19 protein-coding genes are annotated in these 21,337 nt (G+C 40.8%); 7 read left to right on the top strand and 12 right to left on the bottom strand.

The annotated features are described in order from the left end of the window. Window positions 1-62: 62 nt before the first annotated feature. The gene (gene corA / locus ACR5KR_RS09110) at window positions 63-1,205 is read right to left on the bottom strand and encodes a magnesium/cobalt transporter CorA (RefSeq protein WP_445626838.1); all 1,143 of its coding nucleotides are present in this window, start codon (window positions 1,203-1,205) and stop codon (window positions 63-65) included. 318 nt (window positions 1,206-1,523) lie between these two features. Next, window positions 1,524-3,188, bottom strand: a complete 1,665-nt coding sequence (gene groL / locus ACR5KR_RS09105) for a chaperonin GroEL (protein ID WP_445626839.1) — start codon at window positions 3,186-3,188, stop codon at window positions 1,524-1,526. Between the two features lie 157 nt (window positions 3,189-3,345). On the opposite strand from groL, the gene ACR5KR_RS09100 reads away from it, so the two are divergent. Further along, window positions 3,346-4,428: an MraY family glycosyltransferase gene (locus tag ACR5KR_RS09100; RefSeq protein ID WP_445626840.1), complete on the top strand. Its 1,083-nt coding sequence runs from the start codon at window positions 3,346-3,348 to the stop codon at window positions 4,426-4,428. A 61-nt stretch (window positions 4,429-4,489) separates the two neighbouring features. On the opposite strand, the gene ACR5KR_RS09095 is transcribed toward ACR5KR_RS09100, so the two are convergent. Beyond that, window positions 4,490-5,371, bottom strand: coding sequence for an Rpn family recombination-promoting nuclease/putative transposase (locus tag ACR5KR_RS09095; RefSeq protein ID WP_448266270.1), 882 nt, complete (start codon window positions 5,369-5,371; stop codon window positions 4,490-4,492). 95 nt (window positions 5,372-5,466) lie between these two features. Continuing rightward, window positions 5,467-6,213: a 3-oxoacyl-[acyl-carrier-protein] reductase gene (gene fabG / locus ACR5KR_RS09090; protein ID WP_448266269.1), complete on the bottom strand. Its 747-nt coding sequence runs from the start codon at window positions 6,211-6,213 to the stop codon at window positions 5,467-5,469. A gap of 767 nt (window positions 6,214-6,980) precedes the next feature. On the opposite strand from fabG, the gene trxA reads away from it, so the two are divergent. Next, on the top strand, window positions 6,981-7,298 hold the full coding sequence (gene trxA, locus ACR5KR_RS09085; protein WP_445626843.1) for a thioredoxin: 318 nt from the start codon (window positions 6,981-6,983) through the stop codon (window positions 7,296-7,298). 849 nt (window positions 7,299-8,147) lie between these two features. Here the strand turns inward: trxA and ACR5KR_RS09080 are convergent. The 5 genes from ACR5KR_RS09080 to ACR5KR_RS09060 all read right to left on the bottom strand — a co-directional run bounded on the left by ACR5KR_RS09080 (window position 8,148) and on the right by ACR5KR_RS09060 (window position 13,690). Beyond that, on the bottom strand, window positions 8,148-8,282 hold the full coding sequence (locus tag ACR5KR_RS09080; RefSeq protein WP_448266268.1) for a hypothetical protein: 135 nt from the start codon (window positions 8,280-8,282) through the stop codon (window positions 8,148-8,150). A 236-nt stretch (window positions 8,283-8,518) separates the two neighbouring features. Further along, a complete protein-coding gene (locus tag ACR5KR_RS09075; protein WP_448270141.1) occupies window positions 8,519-10,444 on the bottom strand; it encodes an iron uptake porin in 1,926 nt (641 codons plus the stop codon). A gap of 548 nt (window positions 10,445-10,992) precedes the next feature. Continuing rightward, complete coding sequence (locus tag ACR5KR_RS09070; RefSeq protein ID WP_445626845.1) at window positions 10,993-11,535, bottom strand: hypothetical protein; 543 nt, start codon at window positions 11,533-11,535, stop codon at window positions 10,993-10,995. A gap of 270 nt (window positions 11,536-11,805) precedes the next feature. Continuing rightward, the gene (locus ACR5KR_RS09065; protein ID WP_448266267.1) at window positions 11,806-12,564 is read right to left on the bottom strand and encodes an isoprenyl transferase; all 759 of its coding nucleotides are present in this window, start codon (window positions 12,562-12,564) and stop codon (window positions 11,806-11,808) included. A 187-nt stretch (window positions 12,565-12,751) separates the two neighbouring features. Further along, complete coding sequence (locus ACR5KR_RS09060) at window positions 12,752-13,690, bottom strand: ferritin-like domain-containing protein (protein WP_448266266.1); 939 nt, start codon at window positions 13,688-13,690, stop codon at window positions 12,752-12,754. Between the two features lie 248 nt (window positions 13,691-13,938). On the opposite strand from ACR5KR_RS09060, the gene ACR5KR_RS09055 reads away from it, so the two are divergent. From ACR5KR_RS09055 to ACR5KR_RS09045, 3 genes are all read left to right on the top strand, one after another. Beyond that, on the top strand, window positions 13,939-14,178 hold the full coding sequence (locus ACR5KR_RS09055) for a hypothetical protein (protein ID WP_448266265.1): 240 nt from the start codon (window positions 13,939-13,941) through the stop codon (window positions 14,176-14,178). Window positions 14,179-14,277: 99 nt separating this feature from the next. Next, the gene (locus ACR5KR_RS09050; protein WP_448266263.1) at window positions 14,278-14,640 is read left to right on the top strand and encodes a pentapeptide repeat-containing protein; all 363 of its coding nucleotides are present in this window, start codon (window positions 14,278-14,280) and stop codon (window positions 14,638-14,640) included. Window positions 14,641-14,797: 157 nt separating this feature from the next. Continuing rightward, window positions 14,798-15,436, top strand: a complete 639-nt coding sequence (locus ACR5KR_RS09045; RefSeq protein ID WP_448266262.1) for a hypothetical protein — start codon at window positions 14,798-14,800, stop codon at window positions 15,434-15,436. 28 nt (window positions 15,437-15,464) lie between these two features. On the opposite strand, the gene ACR5KR_RS09040 is transcribed toward ACR5KR_RS09045, so the two are convergent. Then, a complete protein-coding gene (locus tag ACR5KR_RS09040; RefSeq protein ID WP_448266261.1) occupies window positions 15,465-16,145 on the bottom strand; it encodes a Uma2 family endonuclease in 681 nt (226 codons plus the stop codon). A gap of 99 nt (window positions 16,146-16,244) precedes the next feature. After that, on the bottom strand, window positions 16,245-16,913 hold the full coding sequence (locus ACR5KR_RS09035) for an SMI1/KNR4 family protein (protein WP_448266260.1): 669 nt from the start codon (window positions 16,911-16,913) through the stop codon (window positions 16,245-16,247). 260 nt (window positions 16,914-17,173) lie between these two features. On the opposite strand from ACR5KR_RS09035, the gene ACR5KR_RS09030 reads away from it, so the two are divergent. Beyond that, the gene (locus ACR5KR_RS09030) at window positions 17,174-19,543 is read left to right on the top strand and encodes a tetratricopeptide repeat protein (RefSeq protein WP_448266259.1); all 2,370 of its coding nucleotides are present in this window, start codon (window positions 17,174-17,176) and stop codon (window positions 19,541-19,543) included. 217 nt (window positions 19,544-19,760) lie between these two features. Here the strand turns inward: ACR5KR_RS09030 and ACR5KR_RS09025 are convergent, their stop codons facing one another. Beyond that, window positions 19,761-21,149, bottom strand: coding sequence for a hypothetical protein (locus ACR5KR_RS09025; protein ID WP_448266258.1), 1,389 nt, complete (start codon window positions 21,147-21,149; stop codon window positions 19,761-19,763). On the opposite strand from ACR5KR_RS09025, the gene ACR5KR_RS09020 reads away from it, so the two are divergent. Then, the gene (locus ACR5KR_RS09020; protein WP_445626851.1) at window positions 21,148-21,330 is read left to right on the top strand and encodes a hypothetical protein; all 183 of its coding nucleotides are present in this window, start codon (window positions 21,148-21,150) and stop codon (window positions 21,328-21,330) included. The two genes, ACR5KR_RS09025 and ACR5KR_RS09020, sit on opposite strands and share 2 nt — an antisense overlap. Window positions 21,331-21,337: the final 7 nt, after the last annotated feature.

Raw genomic sequence — 21,337 nt, 5'->3', positions numbered from 1 at the left:
TCAAAAATTTTAACTCCCGGTGCTAATGAATATATATTTGACTCATCGCTAATTTACAATTTTTAATTGCGCTTGATTACTACAGAATTTTGTAGCCAGCCTCTTCGCCAAAAAAAGAATAGCAAACTAACTGCGATCGCTAACATCAATGCCCAGCAAAGTGGATAACCCCAATACCAATTCAACTCAGGCATATTATATGGTGATTTTTCAGTATTGAAATTCATACCATATATTCCGGCCACAAAAGTCAGGGGAATAAAAATTGTTGAAACTATCGTTAGCACCTTCATGATTTCATTCATTTTATTACTTACTGCCGAAAGGTACACATCCATTAATCCAGATGATAGTTCTCGGTAAGTTTCCACCATATCCATCACTTGCACTGTATGGTCATAACAATCTCGCAGGTAGATTCGCACTTCTTCACAAATCAAATCGGGAGCATCTCGAATTAAGGAATTAATTGCATCCCGCTGGGGCCAGATAGCACGACGTAGTTGCAGTAATTCTCGTCTAATTTGATAAATATTTTGCAGTGTTTGGGGAGTAGGTTTAACTATTACTTCCTCCTCTAACTCTTCGATTCGCTCGCCATAAAGCTCCAGCACTGGGAAAAAGCCATCAATAATTGCATCTAATAGAGCATAAGCTAAATAATCTGCTCCCTGTTTACGGATGATACCTTTATTTTTTTCAATTCGCGATCGCACCGCTTCAAAGCAATCATGTTCTGGTTCCTCTTGCACTGTCAGTAAATAATTTTTTCCTAATATCAAACTCACTTGCTCGCTATAAAAACCACATATTCTTTCCTTTGGTACTACCATCCGAGCAATGAAAAGTAATTGCTCTTCATAATCCTCTGTTTTGGGACGCTCCGGTACATTGACTACATCTTCTAAAACTAGAGGATGTAACTTAAAAACCTTACCCAATCGTTGTAATATATCTTGACTACCTAAACCTTGTACGTCTACCCAAGAAACCGATTCCGCTTCCAGATAAGAGACACACTCCTCTGGAGTTTCTATTTGTTCGCGGATGAAATTGGTTTGGTTATAGTCAATCAAAAAAATTATTGGCGGTGGAGCATCTGCATCAATAAAAATAGTTCCAGGTATAGTCCCTGGTTGGTGATGGAACTCGTCTTCATACAGCTTGGTGAGTATTTTAGGAAGGCGACGTAGTTTTCGTGCCATGCAATATTACCTAATAGTCATTTGTCATTAGTCATTTGTCATTAGTAAATAACAAAGGACATAAGAATAACTTACACGTTATTTCACAAAAATTAATATAAAGATGGTAATTTCTAAATTGTGTAATTATTTAGGTTGCTAATTTGATCGTCACTCAGATTGAATCTGACGAATTACGAACTTGTACTGAGCGTAGCCGAAGTATTACGAATTACGAATTGGTATAACATATTGCCTTTGAATCAGCAATGCTACAAAAAAACAGTTTGCCTTGGCAAGACAAACTGTTTAAAAAATATTTATCTGGGTCAGCAGAAATTAGAACATACCCATGCCGCCCATGCCACCCATACCGCCCATGCCGCCCATACCGCCCATATCAGGGGCAGGAGCAGCAGATTTCTTCTCTGGCTTTTCAACAACGATCGCTTCGGTGGTTAAGACCAAACCAGCAATGGAACCAGCGTTTTGCAAAGCTGAACGTACAACTTTGGCAGGGTCGATAATACCAGCAGCAATCAAGTCTTCAAATTCGCCAGTAGCGGCGTTATAGCCAATGTTGATGTCGCTCTCGCGGACTCTAGAGACGATCACAGAACCTTCAGCACCAGCGTTATCTGCTATTTGGCGCAAGGGGGCTTCTAGCGCTCGTTCGACAATATCAGCCCCAATTCTTTCTTCGTCATTTTCTAGGGTGTTTTTAATCGCTGCTACCGCCTTAGCTAAGTGAATTAAGGTTGTTCCACCACCAGGAACAATACCTTCTTCTACAGCAGCTTTAGTCGCGTTGAGCGCGTCTTCAATCCGCAGTTTGCGGTCTTTGAGTTCGGTTTCGGTTGCCGCACCCACTTTAATCACTGCCACGCCGCCAGCAAGCTTGGCGATGCGTTCTTGAAGTTTTTCTTTATCGTACTCAGAATCAGTTTCTTCCAACTGTCTGCGAATTTGACCAATCCGCTTTTGTACTTCTGGCTTGGTGACACTACCAGCAACAATTGTGGTGTTTTCTTTGTCAATGGTGATTTTGCGGGCAGTTCCCAGCGCTTCTAGAGAAGCGGTATCCAAGCTTAAGCCGATTTCTTCCGAAATCAACTGTCCATCAGTGAGAATCGCAATATCTTCTAACAAAGCTTTGCGGCGATCGCCAAACCCAGGTGCTTTAATCCCTGCCACGGCTAGTACACCCCGCGCTTTGTTCACCACCAAAGTTGCTAAAGCATCACCTTCGACATCTTCAGCGATAATTAGCAACGGCTGACCAGAACGGGCAACTTTTTCCAACACAGGCACTAAATCTTGGATACTGCTGATTTTTTTGTCAGTAATCAAAATCCGGGCGTTTTCAAATTCGACGATTTGCCGTTCATTGTTGGTGACGAAGTAGGGAGAAATATAACCTCTATCAATCTGCATCCCCTCAACTACTTCTAATTCAGTTGTCAGGGATTTAGATTCTTCAACGGTAATTACACCATCTTTGGTGACTTTTTCCATTGCTTGGGCTAACATTTGACCAACTTCTTCATCGTTACCAGCAGAGACAGTGGCAACTTGAGCGATCGCACTTCCTTCTACTGGCTTGGCTATTTTGGCAATTTCTTCTACTAATGCCTCAATAGTTTTGTCGATCCCGCGTCTCAAGCTCACAGGGTTACTACCTGCGGCGACGTTCTTCAAACCTTCTTTAATTAAGGCTTGTGCTAAAACTGTGGCGGTGGTTGTCCCATCTCCAGCGACATCTTTAGTTTTTGAGGCCACTTCCTGGATGAGTCTTGCACCAGTATTTTCCAAAGGATCTTCTAATTCAATTTCCTTGGCAACAGTGATACCATCGTTGACAATTTGAGGTGCGCCAAATTTTTTCTCTAAAAGGACATTGCGACCTTTGGGCCCCAAGGTGATTTTTACGGCATCGGCAAGGGCGTTAACACCCCTTTCTAGAGATCGCCGCGATTCCTCGTCAAATGCAATAATTTTCGCCATGTTTCATTTCTCCAGCGCTTCCATTAGACAATTTAGCACTCACAGCGCCAGAGTGCTAATCTCTCAGGCTGCTCAAGTTACAAATGGAAATAAAAAAATTGATTAATATACAGGTGATGCTCATATTAGATACTGGCAGTAATGCTTGAATTGGGAGATGAATCTAGACAACTCCCTTAAGTCCCTTGGTATTGCCGACCCTAGCGGCACCGGCTGGTTGGCAGTAGTATTTACGTTCCTCTTGGCTTGGCTTGTAACTTGGCGTTTAATTCCGACAGTACGCAAATTCGCCTTGCGGGTAGGTTGGGCTGACCAACCTAACGCACGGCGACTCAACCGAGAACCTTTACCCAATGCAGGGGGGCTGGCTATCTACGCGGGCGTGATTGCCGCGCTGGTACTAGCTAGCCTTTTACGACCGATCGAACTCCAAAACGTATTGGCTCAGGTGCTCACTATTCTGTTGGGGGGTTCGATATTAGTCCTTGTGGGCTTTATTGACGATCAGTTTGGCTTACCGCCCTCTGTGCGATTGTGGGCGCAAATTGTCACGGCACTTTTGCTGGTAGCTAATGGCATCAGTGTCAAAGTCCTGTTTGGCACTCCCATCGATTCACTTCTGTCCATGTTGCTAACAGTATTATGGGTAGTAGGGATTACCAACGCCATCAATTTGATGGATGGTATGGATGGCTTGGCAGGAGGAATTAGCTTTATTACCGCCATGAGTTTATTGGGCGTTGGTGCCCAATTTAACAATCGTGCGGCGGCAATCTTAGTCCTCGCAGCTTTGGGAGGTGCTGCACTAGGATTTTTGCGCCATAATTTCCATCCATCACGAATTATTATGGGTGATGCCGGAGCATACTTTTTCGGTTATGTCCTGGCAGCAACTAGTATTTTAGGCAAACTGCAACAAAACACAGTTTATGCCCTAATTCCTACGGTTTTATTTCTGTTGTTACCGGTGCTAGACACCACTCAAGTATTTGTGCGGCGGCTACTAGCAGGAAATAACCCTCTGAGTACTCCTGGTAAAGACCATCTGCACCACCGCTTACTTGCTTGGGGACTCTCCCAGCGCCATGCTGCGTTTACCCTTTGGTCAATTACCTTAGTTTTCAACTTGCTGGCGATGAGAATACAAGGTATGAGTTTGGCTGTGATGCTGGCTACCGCCAGTAGCATTATCCTGCTTTTGGGCTTTACAGTCTGGCAAAGGATACGCCAACAGCCTTAGTTACTTGTAGGGTGGGCATTGCAGTGCTAGCCCTACTATGTTTATTCAGTCGATCAAAAATTCAAGCTTGAGTTAAATTGTCTTGCAACCAAGCAACTAAATCTCCTTCTATGGAAAAATCCAACAGTGCTTCGGCTAGATTTTCAAGCTGTTCGATAGATAACTGGCTGATACGCTCTTGCAATTGCGGACTCAAATTACCAATGCGTCGTCGTAACTGGCGCATTACTACCTCTAGAGTCTGTTCTTGCCTGACTTCATTACGGACTTCTTCAATGATATCATCACGCACTTCCTCATAAATTCTGGTAGTTTTGATATCAAAATCACCGAGTCCAAACATTTTTACCAACTCCTGACGACTGATACGCGGTAGTTTGTAAACTACAATTGTTTCTATTAAATCTAGCACTTTTTTTTGAAGTGCTTTATCGCTCAATTCCGAACGTGTCTTTGTAATCAAACTTTTGACTAATATGGGAGTTTGTTTTTTATTTACAACTACTAATTTGATGATCCCAATTCCCAAGGAATATTCAGTTACTTCTCCAAGCTCGTTTAAATATAGCCTCGTTACAAGTTGGCTTTCGAGTAAAACTCGATAAGGTTGGACTTGGGTTGGTTCAAGACTGCGGCGAGGGAATATAACTACTGCTCGCCAATCTGAAGTAGGTGCGTAAAGTCGTAAATACAGAAATATTTCTGAAAATAAACGAGCATAAAATTCATTATCTTTTTGAAATTGAACCTCTACAAAATAAATCGGCTGATGATTAGTGTCAGCAACAGGAAGAAAGACTCCATCAATGCGAAATGCTGTTTGCTTTAATTCTACTGAAGCGAAATTATATGCATTTGCTTCTGATGGTTGCAGATTAATTAATTCAAAAAAAGCACTGGGGAAAGTTTGAAATAAACGATAAAAAATAGAGTCTGTTTTCATAATTAGTCTGTCAAATATTATTTAATAAATTCGTAGTTGGCGCTTTAGCGCCAACTACGAAAAATCGCTACCCCTCAATTATTTAGCTCAACTATTTAGGCCATTACCATGCCGCCATCGACGTTAAAGACTTGTCCGGTGATGTAGGCGGCGGCGGGATCGGCGGCGAGAAAGCGCACCATTCCTGCGACTTCTTCGGGTTGACCGAAGCGGCCGAGTGGAATGTATTTCAGAATATCTTCGGGGTTGTTGAGATCGCTGGTCATGTCGGTGGCGATGAATCCAGGGGCGACGGCGTTAACGGCGATCCCGCGAGTAGCTAGTTCTTTAGCAACGCTTTTGGTGAAGCCGATGACACCTGCTTTGGCGGCGCTGTAGTTGGACTGACCTGGGTTGCCCATTTGCCCAGCAACAGAGGTAATGTTGATAATCCGCCCCGATCGCTGCTTGAGCATGATTTTACTGACGGCGCGTGTACATAAGAAAACACCAGTTAAATTTAGGTCTATCACAGCTTGCCAATCTTCTGGCTTCAAACGCAAAAGCAGTGTGTCGCGGGTAATCCCGGCGTTGTTGACTAAGATATCCACACGCTTAAACTTTTCCATGACGGTGTTAACGAGTGCGTCTACTTGCTCAATTTTAGAAACGTCTGCTTGGATCGCGATCGCCTGACCTCCTGCTGCTGTAATTTCTGTTACAACTGCTTCAGCCGCAGCACTAGAATTGGCATAATTGACAACTGCGATCGCTCCTTGTGAGGCTAATTCAATTGCGATCGCTCGGCCAATTCCTCTTGATGCACCTGTGACAATTGCGACTTTATCTTGTAATAGCGTCATTTAATGTTCCTCAATCTTAGAAATACCGCGCTAATTATCTTATGGCGATTTCGGGAACATCTGAATATTGTCTGGATAATATCTAACTCTTGCGGGGTGACAATCTTGCTGTCATGCTGCAAGTTAGATAGCTAGTAGATAAAGTTATACCTCGTATTTAACTAGATATAGCTATGCTGAATCAAAGGCGCAAAAACCAGATCCCCGCCTTCATAAAAGCGATCGAGAAGCTGCGGTTTGCAATTCTCACAAATCAAATAAGATTCCTATATAACTCGAATAACAATAATTAACGTTTTACTCTGATTAAATATCTATAGTTACTTCTCTGTAAATAAATGAATAACTATAACTAATATATTTGCCTGACTAGATAGACTAGAAAGTGTTGCAATACTGCTCGGTTAAGGGGAAAAGGAGTAGAAGGCTCGATATATAAGGTTTTTTCCCTTTTAACATGAGTTCCTTTCCCTCTTAACCGATAAGTATTGGAAAGTGTTGCATCTACAGCCTTTGTAGACATCATTCTTGTGAAAGCCTCTATAATGATTTGGTCGATCGTGATAGGTTGAAATACATATTTAATACAGATGCACAACCTAACATAATATACGTATTTTATTATAATTATTTAAGATTTTTGGCTGGCGAATCATTCTAATATTAACTAATCTAATCTTTTACTAACAAAAACCCATGAACCTATACCGATTTTATTTTATAAGAACTACTATTGAAACAAACAATTGAAAATCGGTGTGTGTCACATGGCAACCAAAAAGCAATTTAACAGTTTTGAAGATATGCTGTCTGCTTCTGATGTACCTGTATTAGTAGATTTTTATGCTGACTGGTGTGGTCCTTGTCAAATGATGGTGCCAATTTTAGAGCAAGTTAATGCCCAACTTAAGGATCGCTTAAGGATTGTCAAAATCGACACAGAAAAATACACAGATTTGGCTACTGAGTATAAAATTGCTTCTCTTCCAACCTTAGTACTGTTTAAGCAGGGTCAGCCTGTGGATCGGATAGAGGGAGTAATGCAAGCACCGCAGTTGGTGCAATATCTACAAACAAAGATTTAATAACACTTATAATTTTGATTTTGGTTCTTAGAGGCGCGAAATATCGCGTCTCTTTCAATAGATAGATAATCATGTGCGCCCATATTAATCAAATCACTGTTTGGTTGAACTTCTAAAAGCTATAAGACTCCTATTTGATTGCGTGAAAAAACTCTGTATAACTAAGGCTGATTCCCTACTCCCTGCCTCTGGCGCTTACGCTGTACTTGAGGATCGCGCAAATAGGTTTAAAAATAAAATCGGATTGCGATAAAACCTTAAGTAAATGTTAAGCATATTTACTTATATGTCTAGAGAAAGTAGTTTAGAAATTGAGAAGACTATATTGTATAGATATAACAAAATCTGTTGACAAGTCAAACCATATATGAATAGAAGGCAGCAAAGACCTGACAAAGCCTATATTTGGGTGAATATTGATTTTGATAAGGTTAAAAATAGAATAGATGCGGTGACTTGCCAGATTGAGCGAGTTATACAAAAGCATCACCTTTCAAATCAAACTCCTAAATCAGGTAAAAGAAATAATTAGCTTATCTGTGGGGCGATATCTACGATAAGCTACACCTACACAGTTTATTTTTAATGTAGCCCGTACTTCGCCCATTCGATAAGCTACTTCGACTGCGCTCAGTGCAACTCAGTCACCAACGTAGACATCAGATTAGTTTTGCACAACAAATTTTGGGCAATGGGACTATATTTTTGTCAAAAACCAAACAATATTATTCAATAAATATCCACCGAATTTATACGTATTTATTAGTCATTATTTTATCCTCGACACTCCTTTTAAAAATGTGACTAATGGATAGCCAAAGCATCGGGGTGAGGTTCTTTATTGTTGATTTATGCTGCAAGAGGTCTGCTGTGAATTTTGTTATCTAAACCTCGTCTACCTTGAAAACCGTAGTTTTGTAGGTTGGGTGCAGCGATAGCGTAACCCAACATAAAATTTGGTGGTAATGTTGGGTTGCGTTTCACTCCACCCAACCTACAAAAATATATTTTTTAAAAAACTCTAGGTTTCAACATAGATGAGGTTTAATCTTAAAATCCCCCAATTTATTAGGGGATTTTGACTGCCTAATCTCAATAGACCTCTTGGCAGTTGTGCTTTTTGCAAGAAGGGGAAAAGGTTAAAGGGGAAGGGGACAATACAAAGCCTTTTCCCCTTCTCCCTTCTCCTTTTCCCGACAAATGCCAAGAAGTCTAATCTCTTAAAATGTAAAAGTAGTCCGAAGTACGCCTACAGTCGTAGTCTCATTGTTGCTGTTACCTTCTGGGTTAAAGAGAACAAATGCACCAGGGGTAATGCTGATATTATCGCTAACTTGAAGGCGGTAATAGGCTTCTAAATGGTAAGGAGTCGCCCGATTCTCGCCTGTGGGGGTAAGTTGAGCAGAACCACCAGCATCACTACGGAAAAGCGGCTGACCAAAAAGAATCCCAGCAGTGTTCCCTGACTTGAATAAATCATTGAAGTGAATTCCCGCCATCCAACTAGTAAATGTGGTGGAAGCATTCACGTTATTGGAAGCAGCGTCAACAAATAGTGCTGCACCGTAGCCAGATAAGGCTATCTTGGGAGACAGTCGCCATGTTAGCGTACCGCCAACAGAGTTGAGTGTGACCGGTGTTTCAGTTCCAAGCCCTGCTCCTACTAAAGCACCGATATCACTACTAACTAATCCTGTACCCAAAATATTGATTTCGTGATAACTGTGGGCATAGTTTAAACCAATATCCAGAGCGGTACTTGGCTTGAAAGTCAACTGTGTGGCAATCACATTACTACCACTAAATAAACCTGCTCCCAAAGGTGTAGTAGAAACTCCTGGTACTGCCTCAGCGGCAGATTTTTGGGTTAAATTGGCATTTGGATTGCCGTATAAAGCTCTGAAATCTAAATTTGGCGAAATGTTAAAAATAAATCCCGCCGCCGATGCTAAACCAGTACCCGAAGTCCCACCAGAAACCCGTACCACAGGATTCAAGTTGCCAAAACGAGAAATTGACTCTTGTCCTTCACCATAAAAAGGCGTAATTGTTGGGAAAGCATCTGATGTCTCCGCCGCAGTTCCCGCAAACAAGGTTAATTTACTAGCCACGGGAAAGATATACAGCAATTTGTAAATCTGAACGCTGTTTGCGCCAACACCCGACAAAGTATTGACATTTAACCCCGGAAATTGCGGCTCAAAACTGGTACGGGCGCTACTTGCACTTAAGAGTGGCGAAGCTAATCCTAAACCTTGTTGCAGGCTACCCTGTCCATCGGCTCCACCCAAAAAGTTATAGGCTTGCAATCCAGTAATCAATGAATCTTTACCAGTAAAGCTAGTGGTGAGATTTAACCGCACTCTATTGACTAGGATGATGTTCGGGTCACTCTGATTAGGAGCGCCGCCGCTAGCACCAATACCAGCAATAATTGCCTCTCCACTGAGTTTGGTCGTAGTAGAAAACTGATTTGCTTCTAGTTCTGCTGTGCGAGCTTCTACAGCATCTACTCGACCTCGCAATGTTGCCAATTCCGCCGCAAATTGTTCTTGTAGTTTCTGCAACGTGGTTAAATCTTCTTTTTTGACCAAATCACCAGTTGCAGTCGCAATCAGTTCGTTGATTCGCTCTAAACAAGCATTTAAGCCAGCAGCAAATTCATAGCGAGTCATCGCCCGATTACCGCGATAGGTTTGATTGGGATAACCTGCGATACAACCATAGCGCTCGACTAAAGATTGGAGTGCCTGAAAAGCCCAATCAGTCGGCTGTACATCAGACAATTGGGATACAGATGTTACTTGTGCAAGTTTGTCTGATGCTTGAGATGAACTTGCAGATTGTGGTGTGATTGGCTGCCAAAAGTTACCAGTAGAATTTACTTCTAAATTTTGATTTTTTAGCTGTTGATTGACTGAGGATAAGTTTTTTTGACTCTCATTAGCTATCAACAATTTACTGGAGATATTATTTGCTAAATTGCTTTGATGAGAATCATTTTTTTGAAAGCTGCCATCATTTTGATTAACAGCTAAGTTTTTATCTGCAATTTCTAGACTAGGAAGGGCTTGCACAGGTGATAACCCGGCAATTAAACATAAAAATCCCATCCCACTAGCAGAAGCTAGTAGATATTTTGCCATCATAACTCCCAACACCAATAAAATCGTGAAAAAACAATTGTGATTTCCAAATGGATTGATAAGTAAATTTAAAGTATATTTAGCAAGAGAATCTTGTTAACTTTAAATTTTGCATTTCAGGATTTTTTCTGAATTTGCTTACCAGGAAATCAGCTTATATTGCAAGTATTAAATTATAGTAAATACTATTTTTGGAAATAATTAACAATAAATTATATTAAGAGTTTCTATAGTTACTATAGTAAATACCCAATGGTTTGTGAACAGTACGTTTCCTAGAATGCTTTATTCATAAGCCTTTCAGATTTTCTCTGTTCAAAAATAAAATCGAATTGCTATTTTGATAAAACAATAATTACATAAGTCTCATTTTGTGATAACGAATATAAATATTGAGCCGAGGATTTCGGTTCAATACCTACCAGAGAAGAATTACTAAAAAAATTAAGAGACCGCGATCGCTGCTCAATTTAGGTGTAGGCTAAAATCGGCGCAAAAAAATAGCACATTATAGCACACAATTTCTCCAATTGAGATATTTTAAGTATTCAATCCCACCAATAACAAACAATGACCGCATCAGAATACCGATGAACATCTTCACCTGATAGCGCCCCTTCTAGTCTAGTTCTCAGTCGGCGCTTCAGGCGCAAACCGTAGTCTTCATTCGTGCTATCACTTATCTCTACTGAGTCAGCCCGCCATTTTTTGCCCAAGTCTAAAAGCTCTGACACTTTTGTGTCTTGGTTCTCTGTCAGAATGTATAGTGTATCGGCAGGATAGGCAATAAAATGGATAATGCTGCTTTCAGGCATGGGACGATAATTTGCCATTGCAAGTAGGGTATCGACCATACCACCAAAGCTTAAACCGTTTTCATCTGGTGCAAAGATTGGTTTTGTAAACAGAAAGCTTGACCATAAATTTCTGTGGTTGGAAAGGTCAGTAATCACTTCTTCACCATCAAACTCATTGAACCGACGCTGCCAAACCAAGCCAGCGAAGAGTTCTTGGGGAGAATAGGATTCCGCAATCGATTGGATTTTGCCTAAATCAAGCATCACATTTACGGTAAGTAATATTTTTAACAAAACATTTGTAACTACCCTTGCAGTTTATTTACCCAGTGCCTGCTATTCTTATAGTTACTTCGGTCTGTCATAGCAGATAGATTATCCTCGATAATGTTTTATTTGTGAGCGCTCATATACCATCGTGGTAATGTGGGTGCTTTTACTTTATCAAGAAAGGCAGAAGGCAGAAGAAGAGGGGAAAAGGGAAAAGGTTAAAGGGAAAAGGATAGATATTCCCCTTTCCTCCTTCCTCCTGCCTTGTTCACGTGATGTCTGGTGTTTGGTAGACTAAGCTGATAATGAAGCTTTAACTTGGCCAAAACGGCGATCGCGATTTTGATAGCTCAACAAAGCTTGATGAAATGCTTCTCGATTAAAATCTGGCCAAAGAATATCGGTGAAATACATCTCTGTATACGCCATTTGCCACAAGAGAAAATTACTCAATCGCATCTCACCACTGGTACGAATCAGCAAATCGGGTTCTGGAGTATCTGCTGTGTAGAGATGTTGTTCTACAAGACTTTCATTCACTTCTTGGGCGCTGAGTCCGCCCTGTTCCACGAGTTGAGCTACTTGACGACAAACTCTGGTAATTTCGTTGCGGCTACCATAGTTGACTGCAACAGTAAAGTGGATTGCTTGATTGTTCAATGTCTCTGCCATTGAACGTTCCATTTCCGTTTGTAGAGACTTGGGTAAAGCCGATAAATCTCCAATAAACGAGATGCGTACACCTTCTTGATGCATCTGAGCCAACTCGCGGTGTAGTAATCGCTCAAACAAATGCATTAGAAAATCCACTTCTTCAACAGGACGCTGCCAATTTTCTGTTGAGAAAGCGTATGCTGTCAACGCTTTGATTCCCCAATCTTTGCAGCAACGCAATAGTTCTTTGAGCGTTTTTGCTCCTTGGCGATGTCCAGCAATGCGCGGTAATCCTCGACTGGTTGCCCATCGGCCGTTACCATCCATGATGACGGCGATATGTTGGGGGATTTTTTGGGGGTTTAAATCGATGGGTAGTTCTGATTTGTCATTTGTCATTTGTCATTTGTCCTTTGTTATTTGTCATTTGTCATTTGTTTTTACTAATGAGCGCTGTGTGCAATCTTTCTTTCAAACCTAACCCCCAGCCCCTTCCCTGCAAGGGAAGGGGAGCAAGAGTCAAAGCCTATCGACCTTTCGGGGAGAGGAATGGAAGTGGGGTTCTAAGAATAAGTTGGACATCGCGTTAATGAGTAATTTCAAATAAATTTTGTAAGTACTCTGGTGTGAGGGTGTTGTTCCAACTCCACAAGCGATGCATTGTGTAAGTGAAGGTAAATAGGAGAGTTGTTTTGTTGGTTAATGACCAAGCATCCCAGTTGAGAGTACCCATCATGCGGCGAAGAGTACGCATGAGGTTGTTACGCTGATAGTTTGGCGATCGCGTTTTGATTAGCGTCCGTCCAATTCGCATCAAACCAGTATCAGGGAAAGCCCAGACTCCAAACCCCCAGAATTTGGTCATGTGGTTGATTTCATCCTGCGCTAGTTCCTCTAAAACATCCTGGAGTGCGCCTGTGGTGTGAGCCATCAACCAAATATAAAGACAGGTAGCACCGTATTCTGTGGCAATGCGGTGTAAGCCGTGGCGATATAAGTCTTCTTTGGCGTCATCTGTAGGGAGATAGCCTCTAACTGTCCGAAGTTTTGGGGTAATTTTCTCGCCTGTTAATTGGGTGTAGATTTTGATTAATGCTGGTGTGTGCTGACGTTCTTCCTTTTCCCACAAACCAAGTTTCAGCAGTTCCCCATCTTCACCGACTGTTCCACCAACAAACCGAGCCATCTGAGGATGCAATTTTTCCAAATACTGGCGACTGGTTTGGGTATAACCGCGAATGGGCGCTTCTGTGTCCATCGCACCGATCAATATAGATAGAAATACCTCTGCGTCTAAGCCGATAATTTGATTGCGGTTAATCGTCTGCCAATCGATGGGTTTCCAGGGACGCGGTTGGGGATTGACAAACTGTAGCGGTAAATCTTGTAGGCGATCGTGTAGTTTTTCGACTGCAAGATATTTGTCTATGAGGGAACGAATGCGGCGCTGTGTTTGCAAATAATGAGGACTAGGATAGCTTTTATCTGCTAAGTCTTCTGCAATTGGGCTAAGGGTATTAAGCATATTTTTATACTTAAATTTTTATCTCTATGCCCAATAGCCTAAGCGATCGCACTTCCTTTTGTCAGTCGGCTGAAGTCGGCAGTTTTATCTGATGCAGCTGCAAAAGTCGGGGAAAAAGTTGGCTATAGAAAATTTTGGTTTAAAACCTCACTCTTCTAGAGCGTTATAAACTTAAAAGAGAGAATTGCAGAGAATGTGGCGAAATTGTTAGAACAAGGGTAAATAAAAGTTGAGTAATAGGATGAATCATGAACGCTTATAAAACATATATCACCATTACAGATCAAAAGCAGTTAGTATTATCCGATCTACCATTTAAAGCAGGACAGAGAGTTGAGGTGATTATTTTGGCAGAGGATAATCAAAAAGTTACTTTAGCACAAGAAGTAAAAAAGTTATTCAAAGAAATACAAGCGATGCACGCAGATAATCCCCTGACTGATGAAGAAATAGCAGCAGAAATTGAAGTTTATAGAAGGGGAGAATGAAAGTTATTATTGATAAAAAATTTTTCTTAGCAATTTTATATTAGATATTTTATAATGGTGCTTTTTAAATAGTAAATGCTGTGTTTTGGAAGCTAAAGTATGACTGCTGAAGAACTGTTGCAACGTTATGCTGCTGGTGAAAGACGCTTTATTGAAGTCGATCTCAGTGGTATTGATTTGAGTGGAGCTAATTTGTCAGAAATTGGTTTGTGCAGATGTAATCTCCGAAATATTAATCTTTCTGGAGCAAATTTGCTTGGTGGGAGCCTCATGGGTTCCGATTTGAGTGGAGCTAATCTGAGCAATGCTAATTTAGAAAGTGTTGCTATGCAAGGAACGAATTTGGAAAATGCTACTTTGCTCGGTGCTAGAACTATCGAAACTGAATTTGCTGGAGCTTTCTTCTGTAATACCACGACTGAAGAAGGGGATGTTGTTCAAGAATATGAATACTTCGACTAATGCCATTACCGCAGCAATTAATTCTTAATTAATTAGCTCAAAAATACACTCAAATTATTTTTACTAAAGTTACCTGTCTTCTGGTCATATTCTAACAATGCAATCCCTGACAACCCCTAACAATAAGTAGATTTCAATTCATGAGGATACTAAGGTAATGTCGATTTTGACTGAGGCGCTTGAAAGAATAAGTAGTGGTTTTCGTTTTACTGAACAGGGCATGAGTCTTGAAGAAGTTGAAAGAAGACTTAGTTTTTTCCCATTCCGGCTGTCTGATGAAGCTTACGAGTTTTATCAATGGGCTGGTGCACCTACTGGGGATCGAATGCCTGACGGTTGGGATGGTTCTTATAACGACAACTCAACTTATTATTGCTTCTTGGAGCAGCTGTTAGAAGGCGCAGATGATTTAATTCATTTTCTATCCTTAGAGGAAGCTGAGAAATATTATTCTCCAAGAGATGCAGATATATATGACCCAAAGTGCTTGCCATTCGTTTCCTATGAGAATGGCAAGCTAGTTATTGTTGGTTCAGAAACTCAGATTGAGACTTCTCCAGTGCTGCAACGAGAAGACAAAGATCAGTTATGGTTTCCAAGTTTGACGAATATGATGTTAGCGATCGCAGAGGCTTTAGAGACAGTAGGGACAATTCTGCCAGAGTTGTCCAGGAACTATGATGATGAAGATTATGGTACTGATGATTATGATGATAAAATTCGTAAAAACTGTAAATTAGTAGGAGAAATCGCTCAAAAGTATGGTTCACCAAGGGGAATAATTCTTACTAATTAAGCATTTTATACTAACCAATAATAGCTGCTTAACCTTCTGGCAGTTCTCCAAATTGCTGACGGTAACGCTCAAGTTGTTTCTGCGCTAACTCAAGCTGTTCTTCTGAAGTTTGATAGCGCTTTCCTTGTTGATCGTACCAATACAAAACCTGACGCTGGATATTACCAGATATGTATTGCCCTCTACCAATTCCCAAACCAATTTCTGGCATCCAAAAGGGTTCGCCAATTTGCAATTGATAGCTACCATCTACTAAGCGATAAACTTCAAAAGGTTGGTGGCGATCGCGTTGCCAATACTCTGGATTATAAATAATGTAATACAGTACCCCTAACTTGGCATAAGTGTCTAATTTTTTGTCATATTCTCCACCCGGAGTTAAGGAGACAATTTCTAAAGCCAGGATAGGCACAATGTTGTTTTCTTCCCAAACAACATAGCTTTTACGAGATTTACCTTCCTTGCGGCGTTCTACACCTAAGCTCAAAAATCCGTCTGGTACAATCGGCACAAGTGGACTAACCCCTGTGGTGTGGTAAACGCCCATATCCACGCTGAAAAACCAGTCATTACGATTTGCCCAAATATATTGCAGCAAGAAGAGAAGCAGGTTAGGAATAAAATTCTGGTCTTCGTTATCCACAGGAGTATCGTCTGAACAAGGAAGTTCAGCACTGCTAGGCAATTGGTGGGGGTCTGACTTCACCATAAGTAATGATGGTGCTGATGTTACCTAATGAGTTTTATTTTATCAAGAAAGGCAGAGGGCAAAATGCGATCGCTAAGGATTAAATTTATCTCAAAGAGTTTAGGTGTTGGTTGATGAAATATCGCCATTAATGTAATGCTGATATATTTCCTCGCATATTCTTGAAACTGCTGCTCCTTTTCGGGTAATTGAATTTGCGAGATAATCTCTTGCCATATACTTGACATTAAGCAAACAGTTCATTTCTTCATTTATAATATCCCAAGCATTTTCCTTCTCCACAAAGTAAGCTGCTTCATACCAATCTGCTCCATGCAAAATTAGGTTAGTCAAATTGTCGTAACGCAGTGAATAGTCATTACATTCTGAGTCGTATATGCGTATGATGCTATTTCTCTGTGCATTAGGCACAACTGTATACAAAACACCGCCGTTACACCAAAGTTGGAAAATAGGGAAACTATGTTCAAACCAGTATGCTTCTTCACGCTCGTGATAGCGAATTTCACCCATTTGCTCGTGGTAAGCACTTACAGCTGCATTCAAAGACATGAATTCATAATTTTCAAATAGGAAATTATATCCTGATGAACCATTACGCCATTGATACAGTTCGTAAACCTCTTCAGCTAATTTAAAGGGCAGAAATCTAGTACTTTGTTCAATATCTTCACGCGAAAGTCCTGGAGCTAGACAATAAATTTGCTCAGGTCTATTTTTGGTAAACCATGTATGAATTCGTTTTAGTCCTTCAGTTAGTTCTGACATTTTACGCTCAAACTTTCCCAAACTAAAGAATCTAGTTTATATGCAGAACAATTTGTATGTTTTTCAACACCAATTGTGCAACTTCTTTCCCATTTTGGCACGGTGACACTTAGAAGATTTTCGCTAGAGGCTTCCAGCCAATGTCGGAAAAGTCGGGAAAAAAGTCGGGTTTACAGAATCTTATCCAAAAACTCCAGCAATATAACTGTAAAGTAATTTATAGTTGTCCTTAAAATCTGAACTAGCCTTGTCGTTACCCAATGGACGCTGAAGCAGCATTAGCATGGTTAGACGCCATAATTCCCCCTCAGACTGGGGAACGGTTGAGCGATTTGCAAAAAGTGATTCTTGTGCAAGTTTGGTTGGGTAGAAAATACTTGGATATCGCTCATGCTTACGGTTGTACGGAAGGACACGCTAAGGATGCTGGTTCTCAGTTATGGAAGTTGCTTTCTAAAGTATTGCGCCAAAAGATAACCAAAAGTAATTGTCGCGCTACTTTGGAACGGGTTCTGAGAAAAACTACTGCGATATCAAGTCTGATTGATTACTCCAGAACGCCACACCCCACCCCAAAATTAGAGGATACCAATTTTATTGGCCGAACAGAAGCGATCGCTCACCTAAATACTTTGGTAAATCAAGGTTCAAAAGTCATTGTCATTCAAGGTGAAGGCGGTTTAGGCAAAACTACTCTAGCGCAGCAATATCTCCATCAAGAGTTTGATTTGGTTTTGGAACTGCTGATGGCGAAGGAAACGCAGAATATCACCCCTGCTGAACGAGTTGTAGAGGAATGGCTTAAACAAGATTTTGACGAAGAACCTGGGGTAGAATTTGGGGTAACTTTGGCGCGACTCAAGCGCCAACTCCACAATCGGCGGATTGGGGTGTTAATTGATAATCTCGAACCTGCATTAGATCGACAAGGTGGGTTAATTGCTTCTCACCGCAATTATGTAGAACTATTGCGGATTTTAGCTGATGCCAAAGTGCAATCTGTTACCTTGATTACTAGCCGCGATCGCCTTTGTGAACCGGGGTTAAATGTGAATCACTATCGACTTCCTGGTTTAGATGAAAGCGCATGGCAACAGTTTTTTAGTAGCCGTGGATTAGCCATCGACTCACCAATCTTGCAAATCATGCATCGCACTTATGGCGGTAATGCGAAAGCAATGGGGATTCTCTGTGGTTCGATTCAGGAGGATTTTGATGGTGATATGGCTCTTTATTGGCAAGAAAATCATGCCGATCCTTTAGCCGCAACCGATTTAAAAAATTTAGCCGTTAGTCAAATCAATCGTCTGCAAGCCCTCGATCCCGAAGCGTATCGCTTACTTTGCCGTTTGGGATGCTATCGTTACCAAGATATACCCAGCATTTCATCACAAGGATTGTTTTGTTTACTGTGGGATGTTCCAGCCGATCAACATCGCCAAATTATTGCCTCCTTGCGAAATCGATCTTTGGTAGAGTGTGAAAAAGGTGAATATTGGCTGCATCCGGTGATTCGGAAAGAAGCGATCGCGCGTTTACGCCTCACCGATGAATGGGAAATTGCCAACCACAAAGCCGCAGAATTTTGGACAGCTAGTATTAAACAAATTGAAACTTTTAAAGATGCTTTACAAGCTCTAGAAGCATATTATCATTATATAGAAATTCATGAATTTGAGTTAGCAGGTAAAGTCATTTTAAAAAGCCGAAATAATCAATGGCAGCAGTTTTTACCTCTTGGGAGTACATTGTATCGGATGGGTTTAATTCAACCGATACTTGCGGCAATTGAGCGAGTTGTTAACAATCTGGAAGATGACCAAAATCTCAGCGAACTTTATAATATATTGGGCGATCTATATTGGATAACAGGTAAAATTAGTCAAGCGATCGCTTGTCAAGAAAAGACTATTACACTCGCAACCCAAGCACTCAAATCACTTGTACCTCAGCCAGAAAATAAACATACAGTTTACTATCTGAGGATGCTAGAGGTAGATTCTTTATTAAGTATTGGTCTTTACAAAATAGATTTGTGGGAACTAGAGGCAGCCGCCAAGTTATTTCAACAAGTAATTTATTTAGCTCAAAATACCGAGCATCATCGCTGGGCAGAGAAAGCTTCAGTCTGTTTAGCTTTGGTGTATTCTTATTTAGGTTTGTGCGATTTATCATATCAATTAGCAGATGTAGCGTATCAAAATATTACGAACGAAAAACTGATCGAACAGACTGGCAGATTTGTTTATTTTATGCAAATTTTTGGTCAAACCTACGTCAATTTAGGCGAATTTTCTCAGGCAAATCAAATATTCCATCAAGCTTTGACTTTTGCTGAAGAAAGTCATTATATGCAAGTAAAAGCAAAAACACTCAATGGTTTAGCAGAAATCCATCGGCAACAAACAGATTTTGCATTAGCTATTGCTAATCATACAGAAGCAATTGAACTTTTGGATAAAATAGGTGCTAAATGCGATTTAGCTGAAGCTTATTTTCAACTGGGTTTAACTAATCAAAGGATGTCAAAACCTGATGAAAGTCAAATAAATTTCGATCGAGCGATTCAGCTATTTACTGAAATCAAAGCACCAAAACAAGTTGAAAAAGTTTTAAAGTGTGCTAATTAAATCGGTGTCACCAGTCGCAATACTACTTGGGTTTTGGATTTTGAACTCAGAATTTGGTTTGGGGAAAAGGTTAAAGGGGAAAGGTTAAAGTTTTTTCTTTGCCTTTTCCCCAAAACCTGACAAGTATTTTCACCAGTCGGAGATTGGAAACGATGTAAAAATCTTTAATTGAGTAGACGCTTTGCAAACAAATCAAAGTAAATAATTAAAATTTAACTTAGGGACTTGGTGCAGTCCATTGAGAAGCGGTTCGATCGTACTTACCTCGTATGGTTGCAGCGCGAGGACGAGCTGCTGCTAAAGCCGCTAGTTCATCGTCTTCGGAGGTATAGTCTCCAAAATCTACACCTAATAAACCACCATTACCTAAAATCCCGATACTCTTCAAATGATCCTCAATATTATCTAAATCAAGAATGTCAGAGTCATCATTACTTAAAGTTCCCATCCACATAATCCAAATATCTTTTTCTATTTGATCGACTCCGGGCTTAGTAGGATCGTAAGCCAAAATAGAATTACCAAAGGCACTCATCGCAGTTGCTTTTTGTCTCAACTCGCTAAAGACACTTGCCATTCCATTAATGCGATCGTTCATAATATTAGTTGCTGTTAGTATATCTGCTGGCGAATATGACGATGCACCACCAGCAATTTGTACCCTAATTTCTGCAATTAATCGCTCAAGAATAACGGTATTTTTATGTAAGTTTGCTAATACTTTATTGGTTTGCAATGCACCACGATACATTGATGCAACGTGTTGCCAAATATTACTTCGCAGCATATCAGGTGAAAGACCGCTAGGTTGTAAATCACTGCCTCGCGTTGTGATGGCATCTGATACAGCAAGAGCTACTGCTGAAGATGCAGCACCTTGTAAAAATGAAGAACCGGCTGCTGTACCTGCATCAGCGAGAGTGAGAGCAAACCATCCGGCAGCAGTAGAAGGAGCAATATAGGCGGCGGCAAGACCTGCTAAAACACCCGTTCCTATTCCTAAAAATATTCCTCTCCAAAGAGTTTGATTTTGTGCTTCTGCTCTTCCTTGACCAATTACTCTTGAGTAATTGCTGTAAGCCATATCGTAATTTATAGAGAAAATTTTTAATTTTGTACTGATTAAGTCAGTATTTGCTACAGATAAATCCACATAAATACTACCTAAATTATGACAAGCGTCAATTAATCTTGCATTAGCTTCCGTCAGTGGCAATTTTGACGAAAGTTCTGTTACTACTGGGTTTTTTGGCGCTCTCTGCAACACATCTCTCTGCAATACTCCACCTTTGTGTTGTACTACATGAGGCAACTGATTATTCCCTGCCGGTTTCCTTTGCCCAAAGTAAACATCGAAAGGCTTCGTTTGCACTTCTTCTTGAGTCTGTTCTTCTGGTGTCATCTGCGGTTGCATCGCAGTATTAGGCATTGACATGACTCGATTAGCCACCCTATCGGCTTCCTGCTCATACTGGTCTCCTGGTTCTCCAACCGTCAGTTTTGCTTGTGGACGACGCAACGCCATGCTACTAATGTCGTGAAGTGGCCTTTTTTTGATAGCTTGTGATTCCCAGGATTGTTCGCCAGCAGATTGTGCAGCTTGCATGTCTGTTGATACTTCAGAGGATGCTTGGATTGGAGCTTTCTTTGCGATGTCAAAGCCGCGCACTGGATTCGCCAGCGTTGGAGTTGTTGCTGAGAGCAGCGACGGATTTGAAGTGGATATACCTAGTTTCTTAGACCCAAATATGCGATCGCTCATCTCACATCCTCAAGCATATTTTTGAATCAAAT

This window comes from Nostoc sp. DSM 114159 (assembly GCF_053470285.1).
The sequence above is the reverse complement of the archived record's forward strand: the minus strand, read 5'-3'. Positions and strand labels throughout refer to the sequence as shown.